Below are 19,974 nucleotides of genomic sequence, written 5' to 3' on the forward strand. Positions count from 1 at the left end.
AGGGATCCCAAGGCGGCCGAGCGTAGCGCAACCGGTGGTGGGGCGGGTGCCCGCGCCAGCGCGTGCCCCGAGCGCGCTCGCCCGCGGAGGACTACGCTCAGCGTGTGGCCAGGTATTTCGACGTGCACCCGGACAACCCGCAGGCCCGCTCCATCCGCCAGGTCGTCGACATCGTGCGTGAGGGCGGGCTGATCGCCTACCCGACCGACTCGTGCTTCGCCTTCGGCTGCAAGCTGGGCGACAAGAACGGGCTCGACCGCATCCGCGACATCCGCAAGCTCGACGAACGGCACCACTTCACGCTGGTGTGCCGCGACTTCGCCCAGCTCGGCCAGTTCGTGAAGATAGACAACTCGGTGTTCCGGCTGATCAAGGCGTCGACCCCGGGAAGCTACACGTTCATCCTTCCCGCGCTGCGCGAGGTGCCGCGCCGCATGCTGCACCCCAAGAAGCACACCGTCGGCGTACGCATCCCCGACCACCCGGTGGCCCAGGCCCTGCTGGCCGAACTCGGAGAGCCGCTGGTCTCCAGCACCCTGCTGCTGCCCGGCGACACCGAGCCGATGACCCAGGGCTGGGAGATCAAGGAGCGCCTCGACCACCAGATCGACGCGGTCATCGACTCCGGCGACTGCGGCACCGAACCCACCACCGTCGTCGACTTCTCCGAAGGCGAACCGGAGATCCTGCGCGTGGGCGCCGGTGACCCCAGCCGCTTCGAGTGACGGCTACCCGCTCCACCGCATGATCACCGGCGCGGTGGGATCGTTCGTGTCCAGCACGACGTCCGCCCGCCGCAGCGGGTCCGCCTCTGCCCGGTACAACTCCTGACCGGGCAGGTAGCGGCACCGGTAACGCTCCTCGACGGCCTCGACCGAGCCGAAGACCGGCAGGTCCCGCACGCGCGCCCGCGTCAACGCCACCTCGGGATCGGCGTGCAGGTAGACCGACATGTCCCAGAAGTCGCGCAACTCGGGCCGCAGCAGGAACACGCCGTCGAACAGCAGCACGGCACCGGCGGCCGCCTGCTGCGGTGCGACGTTCACGGCCTGGTCGCACCGGTAGTCGAACACCGCAGGCCGGTACCGGCCGTCCCCGTCCGGTCCGAGCGGCCGCAGCACCCCGTCGACGATCGCCTCGTGATCGAACGAATCGAGGTAGAAGCCCTCCGGCGACAGCGGTCCGCGCCGTCTCCGGACCGCCTCCGGGTGGTGGAACCGGTCGATGCCCAGCCGGATCACCTGCCGTCGCGGACCGATCAGGGCGGCGAGATCATCGGCCAGGGTCGTCTTGCCCGCCGCGTCCGGCCCGTCGATCGCCACCCGCAGACAATGTGGTTCCCCACGTTCGAACAGCGCGTCCGCGAGCGCGGTGAGCACCTCGGCACGCGTCGGCGACATGGCAACGACCCTACTGCGGCGGGGCTGCTCAGCGCAGGGTCAGCGGGGTTTCGGACTCGACGCGGGACAGCTTCTCCGGGTTGCGGACGTAGTAGATGCCGGTGACGAGGCCATCCTCGATCCGCAGCGCGGCGACGCCGTCGAGCTCGCCGTCGAGGCGGAACAGCAGCGCCGGGTTGCCGTTGACCACGGCCGGTTCGGTGGTGAGCGTGCCGCCCACCTTCTGCATGCTCCCGACGAACAGTCGGACGGCCTTGTCGGCTCCGACGACCGGCTGCAGCGCGGCCAGCTTGCGACCGCCGCCGTCACTGACCACGACGACATCCGGCGCGAGCACACCGAGCAGGGCCTGCAGATCACTGGTCTCGACCGCGTGCTGGAACGCCTCCAGCGCGGCCCGCCGCTCGCCGGGGGAGACCACCGCGCGGGGGCGGCGGGCGTCGACGTGCTGCCGCGCGCGGTGCGCGATCTGGCGCACGGCCGCCGGGCTCTTGTCGACGGCCGCGGCGATCTCGTCGTAGTCGACGTCGAACGCCTCGCGCAGCACGAACACGGCACGCTCGGTCGGCGTGAGGGTCTCCAGGACGAGCATCAACGCCATCGACACGCTCTCGGCCAGCTCGACGTCCTCGGCCGTGTCGGGTGCGGTGAGCAGCGGCTCGGGCAGCCACGGGCCGACGTAGGCCTCCCGGCGCCGCTGCAGGGTGCGCAGCCGGTTGAGCGACTGCCGGGTGGTGATCCGGATCAGGTAGGCGCGCTGGTCGCGTACCTGATCCAGATCGACCTTGACCCAGCGCAGCCAGGTCTCCTGCAGCACGTCCTCCGCGTCGGCCGCCGACCCGAGGATCTCGTAGGCGACGGTGAACAGCAGGTTCCGGTGGGCGACGAAAGCCTCGGTGGCCGGGTCGCCGGCATGCTCGCTCATCAGGCGTCCTCCTCAGGCCGTCCGGCCGGGTGCGGCCTCGCCGGCCCTGGCGGGCAGCGACTTGCGGCGAGCCCGGTCCTTGAACCACAGGTTGAGCATGCCGGGGTGGCGTGCCTCCTGCGACAGCTGCCAGACGGTGCTCTTGCACACGCCCTCCTTGAGCATCGCCAACGGCCGCCCGTTCAGCAGGAACGCCTTCGTCACGGAGTCGTCGCGCCGGGCGTACTGGACGATTCCCGCGCGGCGGCCCAGGCTGATGCACTGGCCGAAGAACCCGACGTTGAAGTCGGCGGGCCGCTTGCCGGCGATCCGGGCCAGCACCGTCTCGCCGGCCTGCGGGCCGATCTGCATCGCGGACTGGCAGCTCATCCGCACCGGCAGGTCCGACGGCGCCGCCGAGTCCCCGGCCGCGACGATCCGTGGGTCGTCCACGCTGGTGAGCGTCTCGTCGGTGAGCAGGCGCCCCAGCGCGTCCGTGCTCAGCCCGCTGCGGGCGGCCAGGTCGGGGACGGCGAATCCCGCGGTCCAGATGGTCACCGCACTGGGCAGCTCACGACGGTCGGCGAGCCGGACCGCGTCCCGCGTCACCGCGGTCACCGTCGTGCCGCCGCCTTCCAGCACCGTGACACCGAGCTCGGCGAGCCGCTCGGCGACCGCGCGCCGGGCGTGCGGGTGCAGGTAGGCCCCGAGTGTCCTGCCGCATACGAGCGTGACCTTGCGGCCCTGCTCCGCCAGCTCGGAGGCGGTCTCGATGCCGGTCGACCCGCCGCCCACCACCGTCAGCGCGGCCGTTGCCGGCGCGGCGTCGACGACCGGCCGCAGCCGCAGCGCGTCCTCCAGGGTGGAGATCGGGTAGGCGTGCTCGGCCGCGCCGGGCACGCTCGGTTCGCCGCTGCCGCTGCCCACGGCGTAGATCAGGTAGTCGTAGGCGAGGATGCCGCCGCTCGCCGTGGTCACGCGGCGGCCCGGCGCGTCGATCAGAGTCACGGTGTCGACCACGAACCGGACGCCGCGCGCCAGGATCCGCTGGTAGTCGACGAGCGCGTCGTCCGACCCGCCGACGAGCTGATGCAGGCGGATGCGCTCGACGAACTGGGCACGTGGGTTGATCAGGGTCACTGTCACGCCCTCGCGCTTGGTCAGGCGGTTGGCCGCCATCACGCCCGCGTATCCGCCGCCGATCACGACGACCTCGGTGTTCCTGGCCATGGGGTTCTCCTTCGTCTCCAAGGTGCGGCCTCAAGACACCGCGCGTCCGGCGGTTTGTGACGTTCGGTGAGTCAGATCACTCGCTGAGCGACGGATGGGCCTCGGATCAGGCTGGATGCACGGTGTCACCGGGGCGGCATGACAAAGCCGATCATGGGTCTTACGCTCTGCCGCATGACGACTTCGGACGGGCGGGCCCCGGTGGGCTCCGGAATCCTTCGCCACGCGCCGCGCGAGCAGCAGTGGGAGCCTGCCGTCGGTGGTGACCAGGAGACCGCTGAGGCGATCGACCGCCACATCGAGGCCCACTTCGGCCCCATCGCGTACGTGTGGCACGAGATGGTCTCCGACCTGGTGCACGTGGATGTGCACGTGGTCGAGCCGACTCCGGACCGTCCCTTTTACACCCTGATCACCTCGGGTATGAGCGAACTGCCGATGGCCGCGCCCGAGGGCTACAGCCGGTACGCCGAGTTGATGATCTCGTTGCCCGCCGACTGGCCGATGACCGGCGAAGCCTTCCGTGACGAGGCCGCGTACTGGCCGGTCAGGCTGCTGAAGATGGCGGCGCGGCTGCCGCACGAGTACCGCACCTGGCTCGGGCCGTGGCACTCCATCCCCAACGGGCACCCGGCCGAGCCGTACTCGGCCGGCACTCCTTTCGCCGGGGTGCTGATCGCGCCGATGATCCGCTGTGCGGAGGAGGCGAACACCATCGTGACCACGAGCGGCAAGGAGATCTCGCTGCTGGCGCTGGTGCCGCTGCACCCGGCTGAGATGGACCTCAAGGTCACCGGCGGCACCGACGCGCTGCTCGACGCCTTCAGCCGGATCGACGTGAGCGAGGTGTTCGACCCGGCCCGCCCCAGCAGCGTGTGAAGACCGGTAGGCTCCACTTTCGGAGTGGTTTGCGTAAGTTCTTCCATCGGCAGGGAGGAAGGATGACCACCCACTATGTTGACCAGGACGTCTTCAGGTCGGTTCTGCAGGAGGACATCGACTGGCAGCCGTTTCCCGGATTCCCGCCCGCGGCCCGCTTGGCCGTGATGGTGGGCAGGCCGCCGGAACCAGGACCATACGTGGTCCGGGTCAGGCTGCCCGCAGGGGAGAGGCTGATGCCGCACCGGCATCACGAGGACCGCGTCTACACGGTCATCTCCGGCGTCTTCTACATCGGCCGAGGTGAAGTGTTCGACGAGACCAAGCTCCAGGCCTATCCGCCGGGAGCCGTCATCGTGCTGCCCGGCGGAACCGCCCACTTCCACTGGGCGAAGTCCGGCGAATACGTGACCCAGGTGACCGCGACCGGTCCGATCTCCCTGGAGTACGTGGACCCACGCGACGATCCGCGCCGGACCTGAGTCACCGTCCCGCGGCGTCGTCGCTGCTCAGCGGCTTGGCGAACCAGTGCCGGGCGTACGGGTTGTCGTTGTAGGCGGGGATCTCGTGGTAGCCCGAGCTGCGGTAGAGCTGGATCGCCTCGGTGAGGCTGTCGTTGGTGTCCAGCCGCACCAGGTCGGCCCCGGCGTCCGCTGCCCGGCGCTCCAGTTCGCGCACGATCCGTCGGCCCAGGCCGAGCCCGCGTACAGACGGCGACACCCACACCCGCTTGATCTCGGCGGGCTCGCCGGGCAGCAGGCGCAGCCCGCCGCAGCCCACCGGTTCGCCCGACAGCGTCGCGACCAGGAACAGCCCGGTGGGCGGCACGAGCTCGTCGTCGCCGGCTCCCGGGTCGAAGCCGCTCTCGAACCGCTGCGCCAGCTCGCGCGCGTACGCCCGCAGGCACGCCCGCGCGGCCGGTTCACCGGGAGGGCAGACCCGCAGCTCCACCAGTGAGGCCATGAGCAGCCGTTCGACCTCGGTCATCGCGGCGGCCAGGCGGGTGCGCTGGCTGTCGCTGAGGGGCTCCAGGATCGACCAGGCCAGCTCGTCCGACAGCTGGTCGAGCACGTCCCACTCGGTCCGGCCCGCGGTGGTCAGCCGTGCGACGCGCACCCGGCCGTCCCCCGGGGCGGAGGTCACCGTGATCAGGCCGTCGCCTTCAAGGGTGCGCAGCAGTCGGCTCAGATGTCCGGCGTCGAGGCCGAGTCGGGTGCGCAGGGCGGCGATCTCGGCTCCGGCGGGCCCGATCTCCCAGAGCAGGCGTGCCTGCGCCAACGGCCGGTCGCGGGTCAGATAGCCGTCGTCCAGTGCGCCGACGCGCTGCGTGACGGTCCGGTTGAAGCGGCGGACGGTGTCCACCAGGTGCTGGCCCATACACCTGACTTTAGTCAAGCAATATGGCATACGCCAGGCTGGCCGCCGTCAGGCCGCCCATCGCGCGCGCAGCACACCGTCTGCGTCGGGGAGCACGGCCGCCAGCAGCGGCCGGCGCTCGTCGGCGTAACAGGAGACGGCGAGCACCCCGTCGGAGTCGCCCACCACCGCCATGGGATCGTCCTCGTCCGCGTACACGTACCGGCTGTGGATCTTCCCGTGCTGATCACTCCAGACCAGCTCGGTGAGCCCGTCGGGCAGGTCGGCGAGCGCCGCCCCGGCGTCGGGGGACAGGTCGGGCCAGATCGACAGCCGCGCTCGCGGGGCCAGCCCAGAGCGGATCGAGGCCAGGCCGACGGCGGTGACCCGATGCCAGCGGGACGCGTTGTGGACGTGGCCTTCCTCCAGCAGCACCACCGCCGGCTCGACGCCGAAGTTGACGACGCCGGCCACTGCGGGCTCCCGGATCGCGACCTCGGTCACCCCGGAGTCCTTCGCGAACGCGGCCGCCACCGCCAGGTACGCGGCCTCGACCGGCCGATGATCGCTGCGGACGTCTTCGTCGCCGACGTAGTAACCGCGCTCGTCGCGATCGGCCGGGTCGTACTTCGTCACCTGATGGACGTAAGGCAGGCTGGCGGTCACCAGGTGCTCGTTCTCACGGGCGCGACTGTACCGGCCCGACCGGGCGACGGAACCGCCTTTTCCGGCGCCGTCGCCCGTGAACCGGTCAGGCCGTGGCGGCCTTCTTGCGGGCCGTGCGGATCCAGCCGTACGCGGTGTGCCGGGGCACGTCGTAGTGGTCGGCGATGACGCTCGCGCTGTCGCCGGCCTGGCGCAGCACCTGCTCGAAGTCCTCGGGTAGCTTGCGGTAGCTGCGGCTGCCCGCGCTCGGGCGGCCGCTGTCCGGGGTGGACGAGGCCGCCTTCTTCGCGGTCGCCTTCGCCGGGGACGCCTTCTTGTCCCGTACGGCTGCCGCGGCGCTGCGCGCGGATGGCTTGGCCCGCACCGCCTTCGCCGCACTCGCCTTGGCCGGCTTCGCCGCACCGGCCTTGGGCGCGGCGGACTTGCCCGCGTCGGCCTTGGCGGTCTTCACGACGGCGGCCTTCGCCGGAGCGGTCTTCGCCGTGCCGGGCGTGGCCGGGGCAGCCTTGGCCACGGCACGCTTACGAGCGTTCGGCTTCGCAGCGACGGACTCGACCGCAGCAGGGGCCTGCGTCGTCGGCTCGCCGGGGGCCGACGCGGGCACGGCCGCAGTGCTCGGGGCCGGCTTGACCGGTGCGACAGCCGGGGTGCTCCCCGTCGTCGCCGCGAGCACCGCGGTGACGAGCTGGTTCAGGTCGAGCACGGGCAGGTCGCCGGGCACCAGGCTGCCGCCCGAGCCGGGGGACAGGCGCAGCTCGCGGACGGTGGCCGTCACGCCGTCGAGGTCCAGCCGGACCGTCGTGACGGCCTGTGCGGGGTCGTCAGGCGTGATGGTGACGGTATATGTGGTCATGCGTGCGGCCTCCATGCCTGACGCCGCCGGCGTGCGTCCCCGTCGCGCGCGTCGGCTCTGGCCGTGAGAATTGTTCGCGCCAAGGTACTGCACGAACGGCATACCGCAAAATCACTTGGGACGTCAATGCACCGCTGCCTGGTATTCCGATACCAGGATTAGAATCAGTGCCATGGTGCGTACCCCATTGACCGAGGACGAGCGCCGGCGCGGGCTCGCCCTGGGCCGCACGCTGCAGCAGGCCCGCGGCAATCGGAGCGCGGCCGAGGTCGCCCTGCTGGCCGGCATCTCCCTCGACACGCTTCGCAAGATCGAGCAGGGCGTCATCGCCACACCCGCGTTCTTCACCGTCGCTGCCCTGGCCAACGTGCTCGACCTCGACCTCAATACGCTGGCCGCGGAACTCGCCCTGCCCGTATGAGAACTGAATGACGGGCGAGCGGGCACGCGGCTCGGCTCCGTTCTCGATTCCCGCAGACCACATCTGCTTCATCGCCGCGGTCAATCCGCGAGATGTGGCCGCCGGCTACCTCGACGGCTGGATCGACGCGGCGGGCGCTAAACGCCTGGTGTTCCTGCGCCGCTGCGACCTGCGGCGCGAAGCGGGAGAGTTCGTCCTGCTCGACAACTGGGAGGCGGGCTCGCCCGAGTTCGACGAGCTGGCCGGACTCATCGTCGCGGACTGGGGTGACGACCCCGAGTTCTGGTGGTACGCGGCCGTCAGCTGGGCGTTCACCATGCCCGACGGCGAGCGGGACCGGATGCTGAGGGTGCTCGCCGACACGTACGCCGACGACCGGCTCGCCCTGGTGGCCGCCGATCCGGACGGCTGCGGGAGCGCGTGGATTGCCGAGGGCCGGGAGACCTACCTGCTCGCCCGTGCCCGCAGCGGCGAGGGCTTGAACTGGGACGACTCTTCCGCGTTGATGGGCACCGACCGGCCGGAGGAGATCGACGAGGCGCTGTTGCGGGGCGAGGAGATGCTCGGGGTGGCCGTGATCGGGCTGTCGCTGACTCATCCCGACGCCCGGCAGATCCTGCCGCGCATCGCCGACGTGCTCGAAGCCGCCATGGCAGCCGGTGACCGTGAACTGTGCCGCCAGGCCGTGCTGTCACTCGGGCACACCGGCCGGTTGCACGGCGTCACCGACGCCCGCTGCCTGGAACTGCTGCGGCGGCAGCCGCGCGGCAACACCGCCGACGACGACCTGTGGAGCTTCGTACCGCATCGCGAACTGCCCTGGTGGTTGTGGCGGCACCACCTGCCGCGGATCTTGCGGTGGTACCTGTGGCGGCGCTGGGTCTATCGGTTCGAGGACCTCGTCGAGTGGACGCGGGCTACTCTCCGCCGCGAATGAACACCAACTTGTGGGCAGGGTGGGGTGGTGAAGGAACGGGCCTCACCGGGATCGCCGGTGAGGCCCGCCAGTGGTGAGGGTTACGCGTTCACCAGGACCCGCTCCGGTTCGGCGGCCATGGTCACCGCCTGCGCCGGCGGCTGGTGCTGCCGGACCCGGCGGGGCAGCAGGAACGCCAGTCCGAACGCGAGAGCCGTCAGCGCGATCGTCACCAGGGTCACCCGCTGCGAGGCGTGCAGGAACGCGGCCGCCTGCCCGGTGACCCCGGCCGCGGTGAAGAACACCGTGCCCAGCGCGGCCACGCCCAGCGACGAGCCGAGCTGCTGGATCGACTCCAGGATGCCCGAGGCCGAACCGACCTCGTGGTCGGCGATGTCGCCCATGATGACGTCGAACAGCGGCACGAAGATCATGCCCATGCCCAGGCCGTACGCGAACAGCGGCAGCGCCAGGCTCCAACCCCCGATGCCCGTGCCGTGCACGGAGAACATCGCGTAGAGCAGGATCAGGCCCACGGTCATCAGGGCCAGGCCCAGGTGCAGGATGCGGCGGCCGAGTTTCGCCATGGCACCGGCGCTGAAGCCCGAACCGAGGAACGCCCCGATCGCCCACGCCGACATGGTCACGCTCGCCCGCACCGGGCTGTAACCGAGGCCGAGCTGCAGGAACAGCCCGACAGCGAGGGAGAAGCCGACGATCGCGCCGAAGAACACCAGCACGAACAGCGTGCCGGAGGTGTACGAGCGCTTCGCGAACACGCTCAGCTCGACCAGCGGCGTACGCCCGGATGCCTTGCGGCGGCGCTGGTAGGCGGCGAACGCGCCGAGCACCACGACCGAAGCCGCCAGCATGGCCCAGGTCCATGCGGGCCAGCCGTGCTCACGTCCCTGCATCAGCGGGAAGACCAGCAGGAACATGCCCGCCGCGGCGAGCAGCGCGCCGAGGGTGTCCAGCCGCCGGGCCCGTGCCGGGCTGATCCCCGCCGGCAGTGTACGCAAGCCCGCGATCAGCGCGAACAGTCCGAGCGGCAGGTTGATGGCGAACACCATGCGCCAGCCCGTGCCGAACACGTCGGCGTCGACGAGCACCCCGGACACCACCGGCCCGAGGATCGTGGACAGGCCGATGGCCGGGCCGAACACCCCGAACGCCTTGCCGATGTCGGCAGGTCCGAACAGGTCGCGGATCAGGCCGAAGCCCTGCGGGATCATGACCGCGCCGAACAGGCCCTGCACGACCCGTGCGCCGATCAGCGACTCCGGCGACCAGGCGGCCGCGCACAGCGCCGACGCGGCGACGAAGCCGACGACGCCGATCAGCAACACCCGGCGGCGGCCGAACATGTCGCCGAGCCGCCCGCCGACCAGCAGGCCGACGGCCATGGCCAGGGTGTATCCGGCGGCGATCCACTGCAGGTCGCCGTAGCTGCCGTGCAGGTCGTTGAGGATCGCCGGGGCGGCGACGTTGACCACGGTCGAGTCGAGCAGGTTCATGAGGGTCGCGGCGAGGATCGCCATGAGGCCGAGCCAGCGGCGGCCGTTGCTGATGTTCTTCATGCCGATGACCCTGCCAGGCTATTAGGAACAGTTCGTTCCTAATAGCCTGGCATTATCGAGAACATGTTGGAGACATCCGCGCGCCTGCTGAAAATGCTGTCGCTCCTACAGACCCCTAGGGAGTGGAGCGGCACCGAACTCGCCGGCCGCCTCGACGTCAGCACCCGGACCGTGCGCAACGACGTGGAGCGGCTGCGCAACCTCGGCTATCCCGTGCACGCGACCCGCGGGGCGGTGGGCGGCTACCGCCTCGGCGCGGGGGCGAACCTGCCGCCGCTGCTGCTCGACGACGAGGAGGCGGTCGCCGTCGCGGTCGGACTGCGTACGGCGGCGGCGGGGTCGATCGCGGGGGTGGAGGACACGTCGCTGCGGGCGCTGGCCAAGGTGGAGCAGGTGCTGCCGGTGCGGCTGCGGCGACGGGTCAACGCGCTGCAGACGTACACGGTGGCGGTTCCGGCGCGGCGGCGCGGACCGGAGGTCGACCCGCAGGTGCTGACCACGCTCGCCGCGGCGTGCCGGGACCACGAGCGGGTCCGGTTCGACTACCGCGCCCACGACGGCAGCGCGACGCTGCGCGACGTCGAGCCGTACCGGCTGGTCAACTGGGGTCGCAAGTGGTATCTCGTCGCCTACGACGTGCAGCGCGGCGACTGGCGCACGTTCCGCGTCGACCGGATCGAGCCGCGGGTGCCCGGCGGGCCGCGGTTCGCGCCGCGCCCGCTGCCCGCCGAGGACCTCGCCGCGTACGTGTCCCGGGGTGTGTCCACCGCGACCTGGCACTACCGGGCGAGGATCGTCGTGCACGCGCCGGCGGAGGTGATCGCGCAGCGGCTGCCCGCCACGGCCGGCTCGGTCGAGGTGATCGACGAGCACACCTGCGCGGTGACCACCGGCGCGGACACCGCCGAGTCGATGGCGATGTGGATCGGCCTGCTCGACGCCGACTTCACGGTCCAGGACGCCCCCGAGCTGTCCGAGGCGCTGCGCCGGCTCGCCGACCGCTACCGCCGGGCGGCCGGCTGATGTGCTTACTTATGGTAAGTGACTAACCCGGGGTTTGCCCGCGACGGGTGTCGACGGCCAGGCTGGGGGAGCGCCGTGATCACTGCGGCGTCACCCCTGGCGAATGAGACGTGCGATGACGAGACAACGAACGATGGACAACCCCCTGCTGGCCGAGCTGCAGGCGATCCACGACATGGTGCGCCGTGACCTGGCCGTGGTGCGGCGGCTGGCCGACCAGGCCGCGGCCGGAGCGCCGGCCGCCGCGCTCCAGAAGGGCGTACGCGGGCTGCAGAGCAACGGCGCGCTGTTCCAGCTGAAGGTCAACTGCCTGAGCTACTGCCAGTTCGTGCACCACCATCACCACCTCGAATCGGCGATGCTGTTCCCGGCGGTACGCAAGGCCGCGCCGCACCTGCGCCAGACCGTCGACCGGCTGGAGTCCGACCACCGCGTGGTCTCCGACCTGCTCGACCAGGTCGAGGGGGCAGCTCGCGCGTTGGGCGGCGGCGACGCGGAGATCCGCGCGAAGCTGGTGGAAGCGCTGCGCACGCTCTCCGACCACCTGCTCGAACACCTGGCGTTCGAGGAGGACGCGCTGGAACCCGTGCTCAAGACCTGGAAGAGGTGGCCTTTCCATGGCTGACGGACTGCGGTTCGGGCTCGCGGTCACCCCGTCGGCGGGCGACGTCGCCGGTATGACCGCGCTGGCGCAGGCCGCCGACGAGGCGGGGCTGGACCTGATCGCCGTGCAGGACCACCCGTACCAGCCGGGGCACCTGGACACCATGGCGGCGCTGACCCACCTCGGCGCGCGTACCAGCCGGGTGCGGCTGCTCACCGACGTCGCCGACATGGCGCTGCGGCCCGTGCCGATGCTGGCCAAGGCCGCCGCGTCGCTCGACGTGCTGACCGGCGGCCGGTTCGAGCTGGGCGTCGGCTCCGGCGGCTTCCCGGACGCGGTCGCGGCGATGGGCGGCAACGCGGTACGCGGCGGCGCGGCCGTCGAGTTCACCGCCGAAGCGCTGCGGCTGCTGCGGGCGGCGCTCGACGCCGACGGGCCGATCGCGATGGACGGCCGCCACCACCGCGTCGGCGGATACGAGCCCGGACCGGCGACACCGCACCGGGTGCCGGTGTGGCTGGGCGCGCAGGGCCCGCGGATGCTCGGCCTGATCGGCGAGCTGGCCGATGGGTGGATCAGCCCGTTGAACGTGTACGTGCCGCCCGGCGAAGTCCCGGCCAAGCAGAAGCTGATCGACCAGGCGGCCGCGCGGGCCGGCCGGGACCCGGGCGAGGTGCGCCGCCTCTACAACGTGCTCGGGATGATCGGCGGTTCCCAGCATGGCAAGGGCCTGTTCGGCGACGCCGAGACCTGGGCGCAGACGCTGGCCGGATGGGCCGACGGGCTGCGCTTCGACACCTTCGTGTTCTGGCCCGTCATGTCGGAACTCGACCAGCTGCGGCGGTTCGCGCACGAGGTCGTGCCCCGGGTGCGCGAACTCACCGCCTGAACGGGGCGTCGGCGGCACGGCCCCGCCCGGCCGTGCCGCCGACGGGCTCATGAGGCGGGGATGACCGCGCCGTCGTAGGTGGACTCGATGAACTTCTTGATCTCCGGCGAGGCCAGCACCTGGGCCAGCCGCTGGATACGCGGGTCGTTCTCGTGGCCCTGCTTGACCACCAGCAGATTCGCGTACGGGTTGTCCTTCGCGGCCTCCAGTGCCAGCGTGTCGGTGGCCGGCTTGAGTCCGGCCTGCAGTGCGAAGTTGCCGTTGATCACGGCAAGGTCCACGTCGTCCAGCGAGCGCGGCAGTTGCGCCGCCTCCAGCGCGGTGATCTTCAGCTGCTTCGGGTTGGCGGCGATGTCGCGCTCGGTGGCCTTGACCCCCGCGCCCTCCTTCAGCGTGATCAGGCCCTGCCCGGCCAGCAGTGCGAGCGCGCGCCCGCCGTTGGTGGCGTCGGCGGGGATCGCCACGTCGGCGCCCTGCGGCAGGTCCGCGATGGACTTCACCTTCTTGGAGTACGCCCCCAGCGGCTCGATGTGCACCGGCACGACCGCGACCAGGTGCACGGGGTTGCTGGCGGCGAAGTCGTCGAGGTAGGCCTGGTGTTGGAAGTAGTTGGCGTCCAACTCGCCGCTCTCGGTGGCCAGGTTCGGTTGTACGTAGTCGTCGAACTCCTTGACCTGCAGTTTCAGGTCGGGGACGAGTCTGGCGGCCTCGGCGAGGATCTGGGCGTGCGGGGCCGAGCTGGCGCCGACGACCAGGGCGTCGGCGGGCTTGTCGGCGGCCGGGGTGCCGCACGCGGCGAGGGCGAGTCCGGCGAGCAGGGCGAGGGGCGCGGCAACGAGGGCGCGGCGGTTCATGAGTGTTCTCCTTGGATGTGGTGGCCCGGCCCGCGGTGGGTCCGGCGTGCGTCGGGGTGGGGGTTTCCAGCGACGGTGGCCTATCTCGTCGAAAAAACGAGCCCGGAATTCGATGAGATAGGCCGACGTCTACGTGAGGCGGAGCGCGGCGGTCAGCGGCGGTCGAGGCGGCGGGCCAGGCGGTCGCCGGTGAGCTGGACGAGTTGGACCAGGGCGACGAGGACGGCGACGGTGGCGAGCATGACGTCGGTCTCGAAGCGCTGGTAGCCGTAGCGGATGGCGAGGTAGCCGAGGCCGCCGCCGCCGATCACGCCGGCCATGGCCGAGTAGCCGACGAGCGCGACCGCGGTCACGGTCAGCCCGCGGACCAGTGCCGGCAGCGCCTCCGGGAGCAGCACCCGGGCGACGATCTGCGCCCGCGTCGCGCCGAACGCGTGCCCGGCCTCGGTCAGGCCGGGGTCGACGTCGCGCAGCGCGCCCTCGACGAGCCGGGCGAAGAACGGGATCGCGCCGACGGTCAGCGGCACCACCGCGGCGGCCGTGCCTATCGAGGTGCCCAGCAGGGCGCGGGTGAGCGGGATGACCGCGATCATCAAGATGACGAACGGCACCGACCGTCCGATGTTCACGATCGCGCCGAGCATCGGCCGCAGCGGCGCGGGGCCGTACCCGAGCAGCACGCCCAGCGGCAGCCCGGCGAGCACGGTGATCAGCGTGGCCAGGCCGACCATGTGCAGGGTCTCGCCGGTGGCCGGCAGCAGCAGGTCGATCATCAGCGCACCGCCTGGGCCAGGGCCGACAGGGCGGATTCCGGCTGCCCGAGCAGCCCCGCGACGGGTCCGGACTCGACCAGGCGGCCCGCTTCGAGCACCCCGGCCCGGTCGCAGATCCGCTGGACGACGCCCAGGTCGTGCGTGATCAGCAGGATGGTCAGCCCGAGCCGCCGGTTGAGGTCGCGCAGCAACTGCAGGATCTCGACCGTGGTGTACGGGTCGAGCGCGCTGGTCGCCTCGTCGCACAGCAGCACGGGCGGGTCGGTGGCCAGCGCCCGCGCGATGGCGACCCGCTGGCGCTGCCCGCCCGACAGCCGGGAGGGGTGCTCGCCCGCCCGGTCGGCGAGGCCCACCAGGTCGAGCAGCTCGCGGACCCGTCCGGCCCGTGATACCCCGGCCAGCTCCAGCGGCAACGCCACGTTTCCGGCGACGGTGCGTGCGGACAGCAGGTGGAACTGCTGGAAGATCATGCCGATGCGGCGGCGCGCGGCGCGCAGCTCCCGCGGAGCGAGCGCGGTCAGCTCCTGCCCGGCCACCCGCACGGTGCCGCTGTCGGGGCGTTCGAGCAGGTTGACGGCGCGCAGCAGAGTGCTCTTGCCCGCGCCGCTGCGGCCGACGACGCCGTACACCTCACCGGGGGCGACGTGCAGGTCGACGCCGTCGAGCGCGGTCACTCCGCCGGGATAGGTTTTTCGCAAACGGTGCAATTCGATCATCGCTGGGTACGGCTCTTCCCGGGAAATGATTACGCAGGGTGAGATCCGGCCGTGACGGGACGGCCGGAAAGAACCGCGGGTCGACGCCGGACGGGCGTGGACGCGGTAGGCGAGCGGAGACTCACGGGGCAGGTGCGGTCGCGACGGCAACGGTCGCGGGAGTGCTCGCTTCGGGGCGCGAGCGGACGATGGCCCTCGTCAGCGACACATTCGACACGTACGACGCGGGGCGCCGGCGGCCATCAGGGCCGGGCGCGCAAACAGCCGCGAAGACGTGGACATGCCCCAGAGCCTAGAGCGACGCTCGCGTCGAGCGCTACCCAGCGTGACGTAGGCAACCGCCCTGGACGGCGTACGGCATCCGCACGGGGGTTGTCCTGCCGCTGATGGCCATCAGTGCGTCGATCGTCGTCGACGCACTCGCGTCAGGCGGCTCTGTCGACAAGCGAGGCGAGCGGCCGGGGCAACGTGCCGCGGTTCATCGCCGCCTCGGTGAGCAGGCGCGCGTACCGCAGGTTCCGGCGTGACCCGGCGCGCAGGAACCGCCACATCTGCCGCTCGGTGTCCTGGCCTCGCCAGGCTGGCTGGCTCTGCAGCGAGCGGAACGACCCCAGGTCGCCCTGCGAGTCGAACAACGCCTCGACCTGCGCCGGGCCGATGGCCCGAATCAGCTCCTGTTCGAGGTCGTCGACACAGACCTCGAACCCGAGCCCGGCCATGTCAGCGCGGGTACGCGGCGAACCGACCCCGGCGGCCACCAGTGCGCGCCGGAAGATCTCCTCCTCGCGCACGTCGCACAGGCCCGACAGCCGCACCTGGGCGGCCAACGGGCCCAGCTCGGTCAGGAAACGTCCGATCGCATGCGCTCCACCGATCGGCACGATCACGACGCGCTCCGCTTCGAGATCCCGCCCCCGACCCGCTGCGGCCGTCTCCAGCGCGATCCGGTCGCTGAGACCTTCCACGAGGATCAGTGCCACCGCGCCGTCGATCTTCGCCTGTGCGTCGGCCAACGCCCGGGTCGTGGCGTCAGGGCCGCTGTCGTACCCGTCGAGCGCCCTGCGGGCCAGCTCGCGGCGTTTGGCGAGATCCATGGTGGGCTCCGTGATGGTCGGGCGGATCGGCAGCCTCTCTTGGCGATAGGCGAGTCTGGGCCGGTGGATGAGGCCCATCGTCGTCGAGGCGAATGGCAGCGACAACCGATTAACCGGGCAGTGCCCGCGCCTTCCTGTGCTGCGGTCCGGCATACGGTCAAATTCTTTCTCGGGCACCGATGAGTTTGCGTCGCTCGACCCGTCAGGGCAGGTGTAGACCCATCCGCGAGACTGAGGAGAGCACCATGAGCACCACCGAGCAGACCGGCGACACGTCAGGCGTCGGCGCGTACGCCGAGGTGAACGGCATCAACCTCTACTACGAGATCCACGGCTCCGGGCGGCCGATGATCCTGCTGCACGGCGGGCTCGGCTCGGGGGAGATGTTCGGGCCGATCCTGCCCGCGCTCGCCGACCACCACCAGGTCATCGCCGTCGACCTGCAGGGCCACGGCCGCACCGCGGACATCGACCGCCCGCTCGAGGTGCCGCTGATGGCCGACGACATCGCCGCGCTCATCGACCGCCTCGGGCTCGACCGCCCGGACGTCGTCGGTTTCTCCCTCGGCGGCGGCGTCGCCCTGCTGACCGCGATCCGGCACCCCGGCAAGGTCGGCCGCGTGGTCTCCGCCTCGGCGAACATCCGTCGCAGCGCGATCTACCCCGAGATGCTCGGGCAGCAGGGCCAGGTGAACGCGGCCGCCGCCGAGTTCATGAAGGACACCCCGATGTACGAGCTGTACCAGCGGGTCGCGCCGCGCCCGCAGGACTTCCCGCGGCTGCTCGACAAGATCGGGGAGGCGATGCAGAAGGACTTCGACTACACCGACGAGGTACGCGGTCTGCAGGTGCCGACGCTGATCGTCGCCGCCGACGCCGACATGGCCCCGCCGAGCCACTTCGTCGAGATCTTCAGCCTGCTCGACGGCGGGCAGCGCGACGGCGGCTGGATGGGCGACGGCCGGCCCAAGGGCGGCCACGCGCTGGCCATCCTGCCCGGCCTGACCCACTACAACATCGTCGACTCGCCCCTGTTCGCGTCGGCCGCCCTCGCGTTCCTCGACCAGCAGGACTGAACCGCGGCAATGCCGGCCGGCATCCGGTCGGCGAGCCCGCGGCGTCCGAGCAGCCGCAGGCTCGCCGACCGGCCGGTCCGCAGGGACTCTCAGTCGTTGGTGCCGCCGGTCCGGAATCGAACCTCGCGGGTCACCGTCGCCCGGGGGCACCGCCGCTGCCATTCGGCGCGGATCTCTTCGGCTGCCTCGGCGGACGTGGAACTGCGCGCCCGGCTGCGGTACCAGCCACGCCTGCCGCTCAACTGCAGCAACAGCACTGCGTCGCTCGTGCGGGGGTCGTTCGGGTAATCGGGGTCGTAGGCGGGATACGTGCAGATCAGTTCGACGCGGGCGACGTCGTCGAGGACGACCTGCACCACACGGCGGGTGACCATGCGGATGTCGAGCGTCGGAACAGGACCCTCGGACAGCCGGATCTCGAGGAACCTCGTACGGTCCCAAACCAGGTAGGCGGCACCGATCACCACGACCAGCGCGGCGCAGCCGGCCACGAAGTAGCCGAGCATGCGCTCGCCGCACACCACCGCCAGCACGCCCACGGCTCCGATCGCGATGGTGATCGCGGCTCGCCGGGTCCAGACAAGCCAGTTCCGGCCCTGGTCGGTGGCTTGCCACAGCAGCCCGTCGGTGATCGTCATGTGTCAATGGTGGCGAATCCGGGTGGCGCCTGCCAGACGCGAACCCCATCGGTGCGGATCGCGGCAGGCGCCGCGGATGGCGAGGCAGGTCGCCGGGTTGATCCGCACCTGCCGGTCCTTGTTACCTTCCGGCATCCGCTCCCGTCATATCGGCGACGGCCAAGAACACTCGGCCGCAGCAAAGACTGGAGACAAGGATGCTGACGAACATCATGTACGTGACGGTGCGCGTCACCGATCAGGACCGCGCGCTGAAGTTCTACACAGAAGGGCTCGGCCTGCAGAAACGTGTCGATTTTCCGGGACCGGAGGGACGTTTCCTGACCGTGGGCGTCGGCGACGGCCCCGTGGAGATCATCCTCTGGTCGCCCGGGGAGGTCGGCAAGCAGCCGGCCGGCGGCCTGGCATCGCTCTTCCTCGAGTCGGACGATCTCAGGAAGGACGTCGCGATGTTTCGCGGGCGGGGCGTGACGTTCGACCGGCCCGAACCGGAGGACTACCGTTCCTACTGACTGTGCATGAGTTGCACAGGCTCAGTCGTGTGCTCCGAACGGTGTTGAGCACACTGGTCGCCCGCGTTCGGGTCGCAGTCCGGTGACGGGCATCGTGTGCGCGGTCCGGGAATGCGGTGGCGGGGTCCCTCACACCCAGCAACGCTTGGCCTGGCCTGGACGCTCCGATGCCCCACGCGATCGCTCTGGTCGGGTGGGGGCGGTGACGTCCGTCGCCGGGCCTTGTGTCCTTGGGCGCGTCTTGCGATCACGATGCTCGCGGCGTCGTGACGGGTGATCTTCCTGGTGGGGGTGTCGAGGGGCTGCTGCCAGTGTTCGGCGCCCCATTTGGAGGTGTAGGCGGGGTCGACGGCCACGATGGCGATGCCGGTCTGGTCGGCCATCGAGGTGAGCCTGGCCCGTAGCCGGCCGGTCGGGAACCGTGAGATGAGCCGGCGGAACCGCTTCCTGCGGCCGTGTTTCTCACGGGTCTTCTCGGCAGCGAAGTCGAGGTCTTCGACCGCGATGGCTTTCACGCCGCAGGTTTTGGCCCAGTGCAGCAGCCGGGTGAGGGCGTGGCGGATCTGCGCGTCGCGGTGGTCGGCGGTGCCGGACAGGTCGTAGCCGAACCGGCGCGGTGCACCGACCGGGTTGCCGTGCACGTCCAGGCGCCAGGCGGCCAGGTGGTCGTCGTTGGCGTCCACGCCGACACACCCCGCGGCCAGGGCAGCCGCAAGACCGATCGCGGGTGCGGGCGTGTACTGCCAGCACGCGGTCAAATACCAGCGCTCCCGCCGTGGGTCGAAACTGATCCGCTATGCCACGGCGCGGTCGGCGGCGACCCGGTCGGCCCACTGCTGCCCGCGGTGGGCGAAGCCGACGTCGCAGGCGAACAGGTAGCGGCCGTGCGCGGCGTTGGCCAGATCGGCCAGGGGCGCGGGCAGCTTGATCGACAGCCGGCCGTCGTCGGTGACGCGGATCGTCTCGTTGCCGAACCGTTTACCGGACTCGCCGTCGGCGGCAAGGAACCAGCGCGCGGCCTGCCAACGCTGCCGCCACTGCTCCTGCGTCAGCTGCGCCTGATCGAGGTGGTGCCGGGTGTTGAGCAGGCGACGGCCGCCACGGACCACCCGGACCCGGCCGCTGTCGAAGTCCGCCAGCGCCGCCGCGTGCCGGGCGGTCAGGCACGCCAGGCGTCGTGATTTGGCGTGCCATTCCCGCCGCGACCGGTACCCGCCCGGAGCGCGTTTCGATCCCTTCTGCCCCACCGGCAGGCACAGGCGGTGGGCCAGCATGTCGATACCGGCCTGCAAACCCTGCACATGCGCGGCCAGACCACGGCGCGCCAGCGCCCACTGATCGTGGGTGGACTTGGTGATCGACCCGGCCCACCGCGACGACGACAGGCCCGTCAACCCCCGCTTGCGCTGCGCCCACCGACCATTGTCGTGGCCAAGCCCGTCAGCACAACGCTGCTTGAGATCACCAGCGGCCAGAGAACCCAGATGTTCACCCACCGCAGCCAGCACATACTCGTCCTCGACGCGCAAGCCCTTGAGGCGGGTGCGGATCGCCACCCCGGACGGGCCGGACACCACGAACGGCGCGGCCATC

General features: G+C 71.1%; 24 protein-coding genes. 10 read left to right on the top strand and 14 right to left on the bottom strand.

The features are described 5' to 3' along the window. The first annotated feature begins 104 nt into the window (after positions 1-104). On the top strand, positions 105-725 hold the full coding sequence (locus AB0B66_RS13440) for an L-threonylcarbamoyladenylate synthase (protein ID WP_360527841.1): 621 nt from the start codon (positions 105-107) through the stop codon (positions 723-725). A 3-nt stretch (positions 726-728) separates the two neighbouring features. Here the strand turns inward: AB0B66_RS13440 and AB0B66_RS13445 are convergent, their stop codons facing one another. Genes AB0B66_RS13445 through AB0B66_RS13455 form a run of 3 tightly spaced genes read right to left on the bottom strand, consistent with a single transcriptional unit; the run spans position 729 to position 3,534 of the window. Then, positions 729-1,400: a uridylate kinase gene (locus AB0B66_RS13445; protein WP_360527844.1), complete on the bottom strand. Its 672-nt coding sequence runs from the start codon at positions 1,398-1,400 to the stop codon at positions 729-731. 28 nt (positions 1,401-1,428) lie between these two features. Then, complete coding sequence (locus AB0B66_RS13450; protein WP_360527847.1) at positions 1,429-2,325, bottom strand: RNA polymerase sigma-70 factor; 897 nt, start codon at positions 2,323-2,325, stop codon at positions 1,429-1,431. A gap of 12 nt (positions 2,326-2,337) precedes the next feature. Further along, on the bottom strand, positions 2,338-3,534 hold the full coding sequence (locus tag AB0B66_RS13455; RefSeq protein ID WP_360527850.1) for an FAD-dependent oxidoreductase: 1,197 nt from the start codon (positions 3,532-3,534) through the stop codon (positions 2,338-2,340). A gap of 174 nt (positions 3,535-3,708) precedes the next feature. Between AB0B66_RS13455 and AB0B66_RS13460 the strand changes: the two genes are divergently transcribed. Then, a complete protein-coding gene (locus tag AB0B66_RS13460; RefSeq protein ID WP_360527853.1) occupies positions 3,709-4,413 on the top strand; it encodes a suppressor of fused domain protein in 705 nt (234 codons plus the stop codon). 62 nt (positions 4,414-4,475) lie between these two features. Next, positions 4,476-4,895 (top strand): cupin domain-containing protein, encoded by a 420-nt coding sequence (locus AB0B66_RS13465; protein WP_360527856.1) that lies wholly within the window; start codon positions 4,476-4,478, stop codon positions 4,893-4,895. Between the two features lies 1 nt (position 4,896). Here the strand turns inward: AB0B66_RS13465 and AB0B66_RS13470 are convergent, their stop codons facing one another. The 3 genes from AB0B66_RS13470 to AB0B66_RS13480 all read right to left on the bottom strand — a co-directional run bounded on the left by AB0B66_RS13470 (position 4,897) and on the right by AB0B66_RS13480 (position 7,288). Beyond that, the gene (locus AB0B66_RS13470) at positions 4,897-5,790 is read right to left on the bottom strand and encodes a bifunctional helix-turn-helix transcriptional regulator/GNAT family N-acetyltransferase (RefSeq protein ID WP_360527859.1); all 894 of its coding nucleotides are present in this window, start codon (positions 5,788-5,790) and stop codon (positions 4,897-4,899) included. Between the two features lie 48 nt (positions 5,791-5,838). Beyond that, positions 5,839-6,435, bottom strand: a complete 597-nt coding sequence (locus tag AB0B66_RS13475; protein ID WP_360527862.1) for a hypothetical protein — start codon at positions 6,433-6,435, stop codon at positions 5,839-5,841. An 85-nt stretch (positions 6,436-6,520) separates the two neighbouring features. Further along, complete coding sequence (locus AB0B66_RS13480) at positions 6,521-7,288, bottom strand: hypothetical protein (RefSeq protein WP_360527865.1); 768 nt, start codon at positions 7,286-7,288, stop codon at positions 6,521-6,523. Between the two features lie 172 nt (positions 7,289-7,460). On the opposite strand from AB0B66_RS13480, the gene AB0B66_RS13485 reads away from it, so the two are divergent. After that, positions 7,461-7,709, top strand: coding sequence for a helix-turn-helix transcriptional regulator (locus tag AB0B66_RS13485; RefSeq protein WP_203688363.1), 249 nt, complete (start codon positions 7,461-7,463; stop codon positions 7,707-7,709). A gap of 7 nt (positions 7,710-7,716) precedes the next feature. Then, positions 7,717-8,646 (top strand): hypothetical protein, encoded by a 930-nt coding sequence (locus AB0B66_RS13490; protein WP_360527868.1) that lies wholly within the window; start codon positions 7,717-7,719, stop codon positions 8,644-8,646. 80 nt (positions 8,647-8,726) lie between these two features. Here the strand turns inward: AB0B66_RS13490 and AB0B66_RS13495 are convergent, their stop codons facing one another. Further along, positions 8,727-10,202 carry an MFS transporter gene (locus tag AB0B66_RS13495; RefSeq protein WP_360527871.1) on the bottom strand — a complete coding sequence of 492 codons (1,476 nt, stop codon included), beginning with the start codon at positions 10,200-10,202 and terminating at the stop codon, positions 8,727-8,729. A 63-nt stretch (positions 10,203-10,265) separates the two neighbouring features. On the opposite strand from AB0B66_RS13495, the gene AB0B66_RS13500 reads away from it, so the two are divergent. The 3 genes from AB0B66_RS13500 to AB0B66_RS13510 all read left to right on the top strand — a co-directional run bounded on the left by AB0B66_RS13500 (position 10,266) and on the right by AB0B66_RS13510 (position 12,718). Continuing rightward, on the top strand, positions 10,266-11,225 hold the full coding sequence (locus AB0B66_RS13500) for a YafY family protein (RefSeq protein ID WP_360527874.1): 960 nt from the start codon (positions 10,266-10,268) through the stop codon (positions 11,223-11,225). Positions 11,226-11,340: 115 nt separating this feature from the next. Continuing rightward, on the top strand, positions 11,341-11,850 hold the full coding sequence (locus tag AB0B66_RS13505) for a hemerythrin domain-containing protein (RefSeq protein ID WP_360527877.1): 510 nt from the start codon (positions 11,341-11,343) through the stop codon (positions 11,848-11,850). Further along, positions 11,843-12,718 carry an LLM class flavin-dependent oxidoreductase gene (locus AB0B66_RS13510; protein ID WP_360527880.1) on the top strand — a complete coding sequence of 292 codons (876 nt, stop codon included), beginning with the start codon at positions 11,843-11,845 and terminating at the stop codon, positions 12,716-12,718. Before AB0B66_RS13505 ends, AB0B66_RS13510 begins: the two co-directional genes overlap by 8 nt. 47 nt (positions 12,719-12,765) lie before the next feature. Here the strand turns inward: AB0B66_RS13510 and AB0B66_RS13515 are convergent, their stop codons facing one another. The 4 genes from AB0B66_RS13515 to AB0B66_RS13530 form a co-directional block, all read right to left on the bottom strand. Then, positions 12,766-13,572 carry a MetQ/NlpA family ABC transporter substrate-binding protein gene (locus AB0B66_RS13515; RefSeq protein WP_360527883.1) on the bottom strand — a complete coding sequence of 269 codons (807 nt, stop codon included), beginning with the start codon at positions 13,570-13,572 and terminating at the stop codon, positions 12,766-12,768. A 152-nt stretch (positions 13,573-13,724) separates the two neighbouring features. After that, positions 13,725-14,345: a methionine ABC transporter permease gene (locus AB0B66_RS13520; protein WP_360527886.1), complete on the bottom strand. Its 621-nt coding sequence runs from the start codon at positions 14,343-14,345 to the stop codon at positions 13,725-13,727. After that, positions 14,345-15,019: a methionine ABC transporter ATP-binding protein gene (locus tag AB0B66_RS13525; RefSeq protein ID WP_360527889.1), complete on the bottom strand. Its 675-nt coding sequence runs from the start codon at positions 15,017-15,019 to the stop codon at positions 14,345-14,347. Before AB0B66_RS13525 ends, AB0B66_RS13520 begins: the two co-directional genes overlap by 1 nt. 467 nt (positions 15,020-15,486) lie before the next feature. Next, positions 15,487-16,332: a TOPRIM nucleotidyl transferase/hydrolase domain-containing protein gene (locus AB0B66_RS13530; RefSeq protein WP_360527892.1), complete on the bottom strand. Its 846-nt coding sequence runs from the start codon at positions 16,330-16,332 to the stop codon at positions 15,487-15,489. Positions 16,333-16,400: 68 nt separating this feature from the next. Here AB0B66_RS13530 and AB0B66_RS13535 point away from each other — a divergent pair, with 68 nt between their 5' ends. Then, complete coding sequence (locus AB0B66_RS13535) at positions 16,401-17,231, top strand: alpha/beta hydrolase (RefSeq protein WP_360527895.1); 831 nt, start codon at positions 16,401-16,403, stop codon at positions 17,229-17,231. 89 nt (positions 17,232-17,320) lie between these two features. Here AB0B66_RS13535 and AB0B66_RS13540 read toward each other — a convergent pair whose 3' ends face one another. After that, positions 17,321-17,869, bottom strand: coding sequence for a hypothetical protein (locus tag AB0B66_RS13540; protein WP_360527898.1), 549 nt, complete (start codon positions 17,867-17,869; stop codon positions 17,321-17,323). A 197-nt stretch (positions 17,870-18,066) separates the two neighbouring features. Here AB0B66_RS13540 and AB0B66_RS13545 point away from each other — a divergent pair, with 197 nt between their 5' ends. Beyond that, positions 18,067-18,381, top strand: coding sequence for a VOC family protein (locus tag AB0B66_RS13545; protein WP_360527901.1), 315 nt, complete (start codon positions 18,067-18,069; stop codon positions 18,379-18,381). Here AB0B66_RS13545 and AB0B66_RS13550 read toward each other — a convergent pair. Continuing rightward, positions 18,375-19,064 carry an IS200/IS605 family accessory protein TnpB-related protein gene (locus AB0B66_RS13550; RefSeq protein ID WP_360527904.1) on the bottom strand — a complete coding sequence of 230 codons (690 nt, stop codon included), beginning with the start codon at positions 19,062-19,064 and terminating at the stop codon, positions 18,375-18,377. The two genes, AB0B66_RS13545 and AB0B66_RS13550, sit on opposite strands and share 7 nt — an antisense overlap. 111 nt (positions 19,065-19,175) lie before the next feature. Beyond that, positions 19,176-19,973: a hypothetical protein gene (locus tag AB0B66_RS13555; protein WP_360527907.1), complete on the bottom strand. Its 798-nt coding sequence runs from the start codon at positions 19,971-19,973 to the stop codon at positions 19,176-19,178. Position 19,974 lies beyond the last annotated feature (1 nt).

This window comes from Catellatospora sp. NPDC049111 (genome assembly GCF_040648615.1).
GTDB lineage: Bacteria > Actinomycetota > Actinomycetes > Mycobacteriales > Micromonosporaceae > Catellatospora > Catellatospora aurea.

Bases quoted from the DNA above. Each gene is read 5' to 3' on its own strand.
- AB0B66_RS13520 (WP_360527886.1), bottom strand. From the start codon at position 14,345: ATGATCGACCTGCTGCTGCCGGCCACCGGCGAGACCCTGCACATGGTC.
- AB0B66_RS13450 (WP_360527847.1), bottom strand. From the start codon at position 2,325: ATGAGCGAGCATGCCGGCGACCCGGCCACCGAGGCTTTCGTCGCCCAC.
- AB0B66_RS13485 (WP_203688363.1), top strand. From the start codon at position 7,461: ATGGTGCGTACCCCATTGACCGAGGACGAGCGCCGGCGCGGGCTCGCC.
- AB0B66_RS13480 (WP_360527865.1), bottom strand. From the start codon at position 7,288: ATGACCACATATACCGTCACCATCACGCCTGACGACCCCGCACAGGCC.
- AB0B66_RS13465 (WP_360527856.1), top strand. From the start codon at position 4,476: ATGACCACCCACTATGTTGACCAGGACGTCTTCAGGTCGGTTCTGCAG.
- AB0B66_RS13510 (WP_360527880.1), top strand. From the start codon at position 11,843: ATGGCTGACGGACTGCGGTTCGGGCTCGCGGTCACCCCGTCGGCGGGC.
- AB0B66_RS13495 (WP_360527871.1), bottom strand. From the start codon at position 10,202: ATGAAGAACATCAGCAACGGCCGCCGCTGGCTCGGCCTCATGGCGATC.
- AB0B66_RS13460 (WP_360527853.1), top strand. From the start codon at position 3,709: ATGACGACTTCGGACGGGCGGGCCCCGGTGGGCTCCGGAATCCTTCGC.
- AB0B66_RS13490 (WP_360527868.1), top strand. From the start codon at position 7,717: ATGACGGGCGAGCGGGCACGCGGCTCGGCTCCGTTCTCGATTCCCGCA.
- AB0B66_RS13505 (WP_360527877.1), top strand. From the start codon at position 11,341: ATGACGAGACAACGAACGATGGACAACCCCCTGCTGGCCGAGCTGCAG.
- AB0B66_RS13500 (WP_360527874.1), top strand. From the start codon at position 10,266: ATGTTGGAGACATCCGCGCGCCTGCTGAAAATGCTGTCGCTCCTACAG.
- AB0B66_RS13445 (WP_360527844.1), bottom strand. From the start codon at position 1,400: ATGTCGCCGACGCGTGCCGAGGTGCTCACCGCGCTCGCGGACGCGCTG.
- AB0B66_RS13455 (WP_360527850.1), bottom strand. From the start codon at position 3,534: ATGGCCAGGAACACCGAGGTCGTCGTGATCGGCGGCGGATACGCGGGC.
- AB0B66_RS13470 (WP_360527859.1), bottom strand. From the start codon at position 5,790: ATGGGCCAGCACCTGGTGGACACCGTCCGCCGCTTCAACCGGACCGTC.
- AB0B66_RS13535 (WP_360527895.1), top strand. From the start codon at position 16,401: ATGAGCACCACCGAGCAGACCGGCGACACGTCAGGCGTCGGCGCGTAC.
- AB0B66_RS13545 (WP_360527901.1), top strand. From the start codon at position 18,067: ATGCTGACGAACATCATGTACGTGACGGTGCGCGTCACCGATCAGGAC.
- AB0B66_RS13515 (WP_360527883.1), bottom strand. From the start codon at position 13,572: ATGAACCGCCGCGCCCTCGTTGCCGCGCCCCTCGCCCTGCTCGCCGGA.
- AB0B66_RS13555 (WP_360527907.1), bottom strand. From the start codon at position 19,973: ATGGCCGCGCCGTTCGTGGTGTCCGGCCCGTCCGGGGTGGCGATCCGC.
- AB0B66_RS13540 (WP_360527898.1), bottom strand. From the start codon at position 17,869: ATGACGATCACCGACGGGCTGCTGTGGCAAGCCACCGACCAGGGCCGG.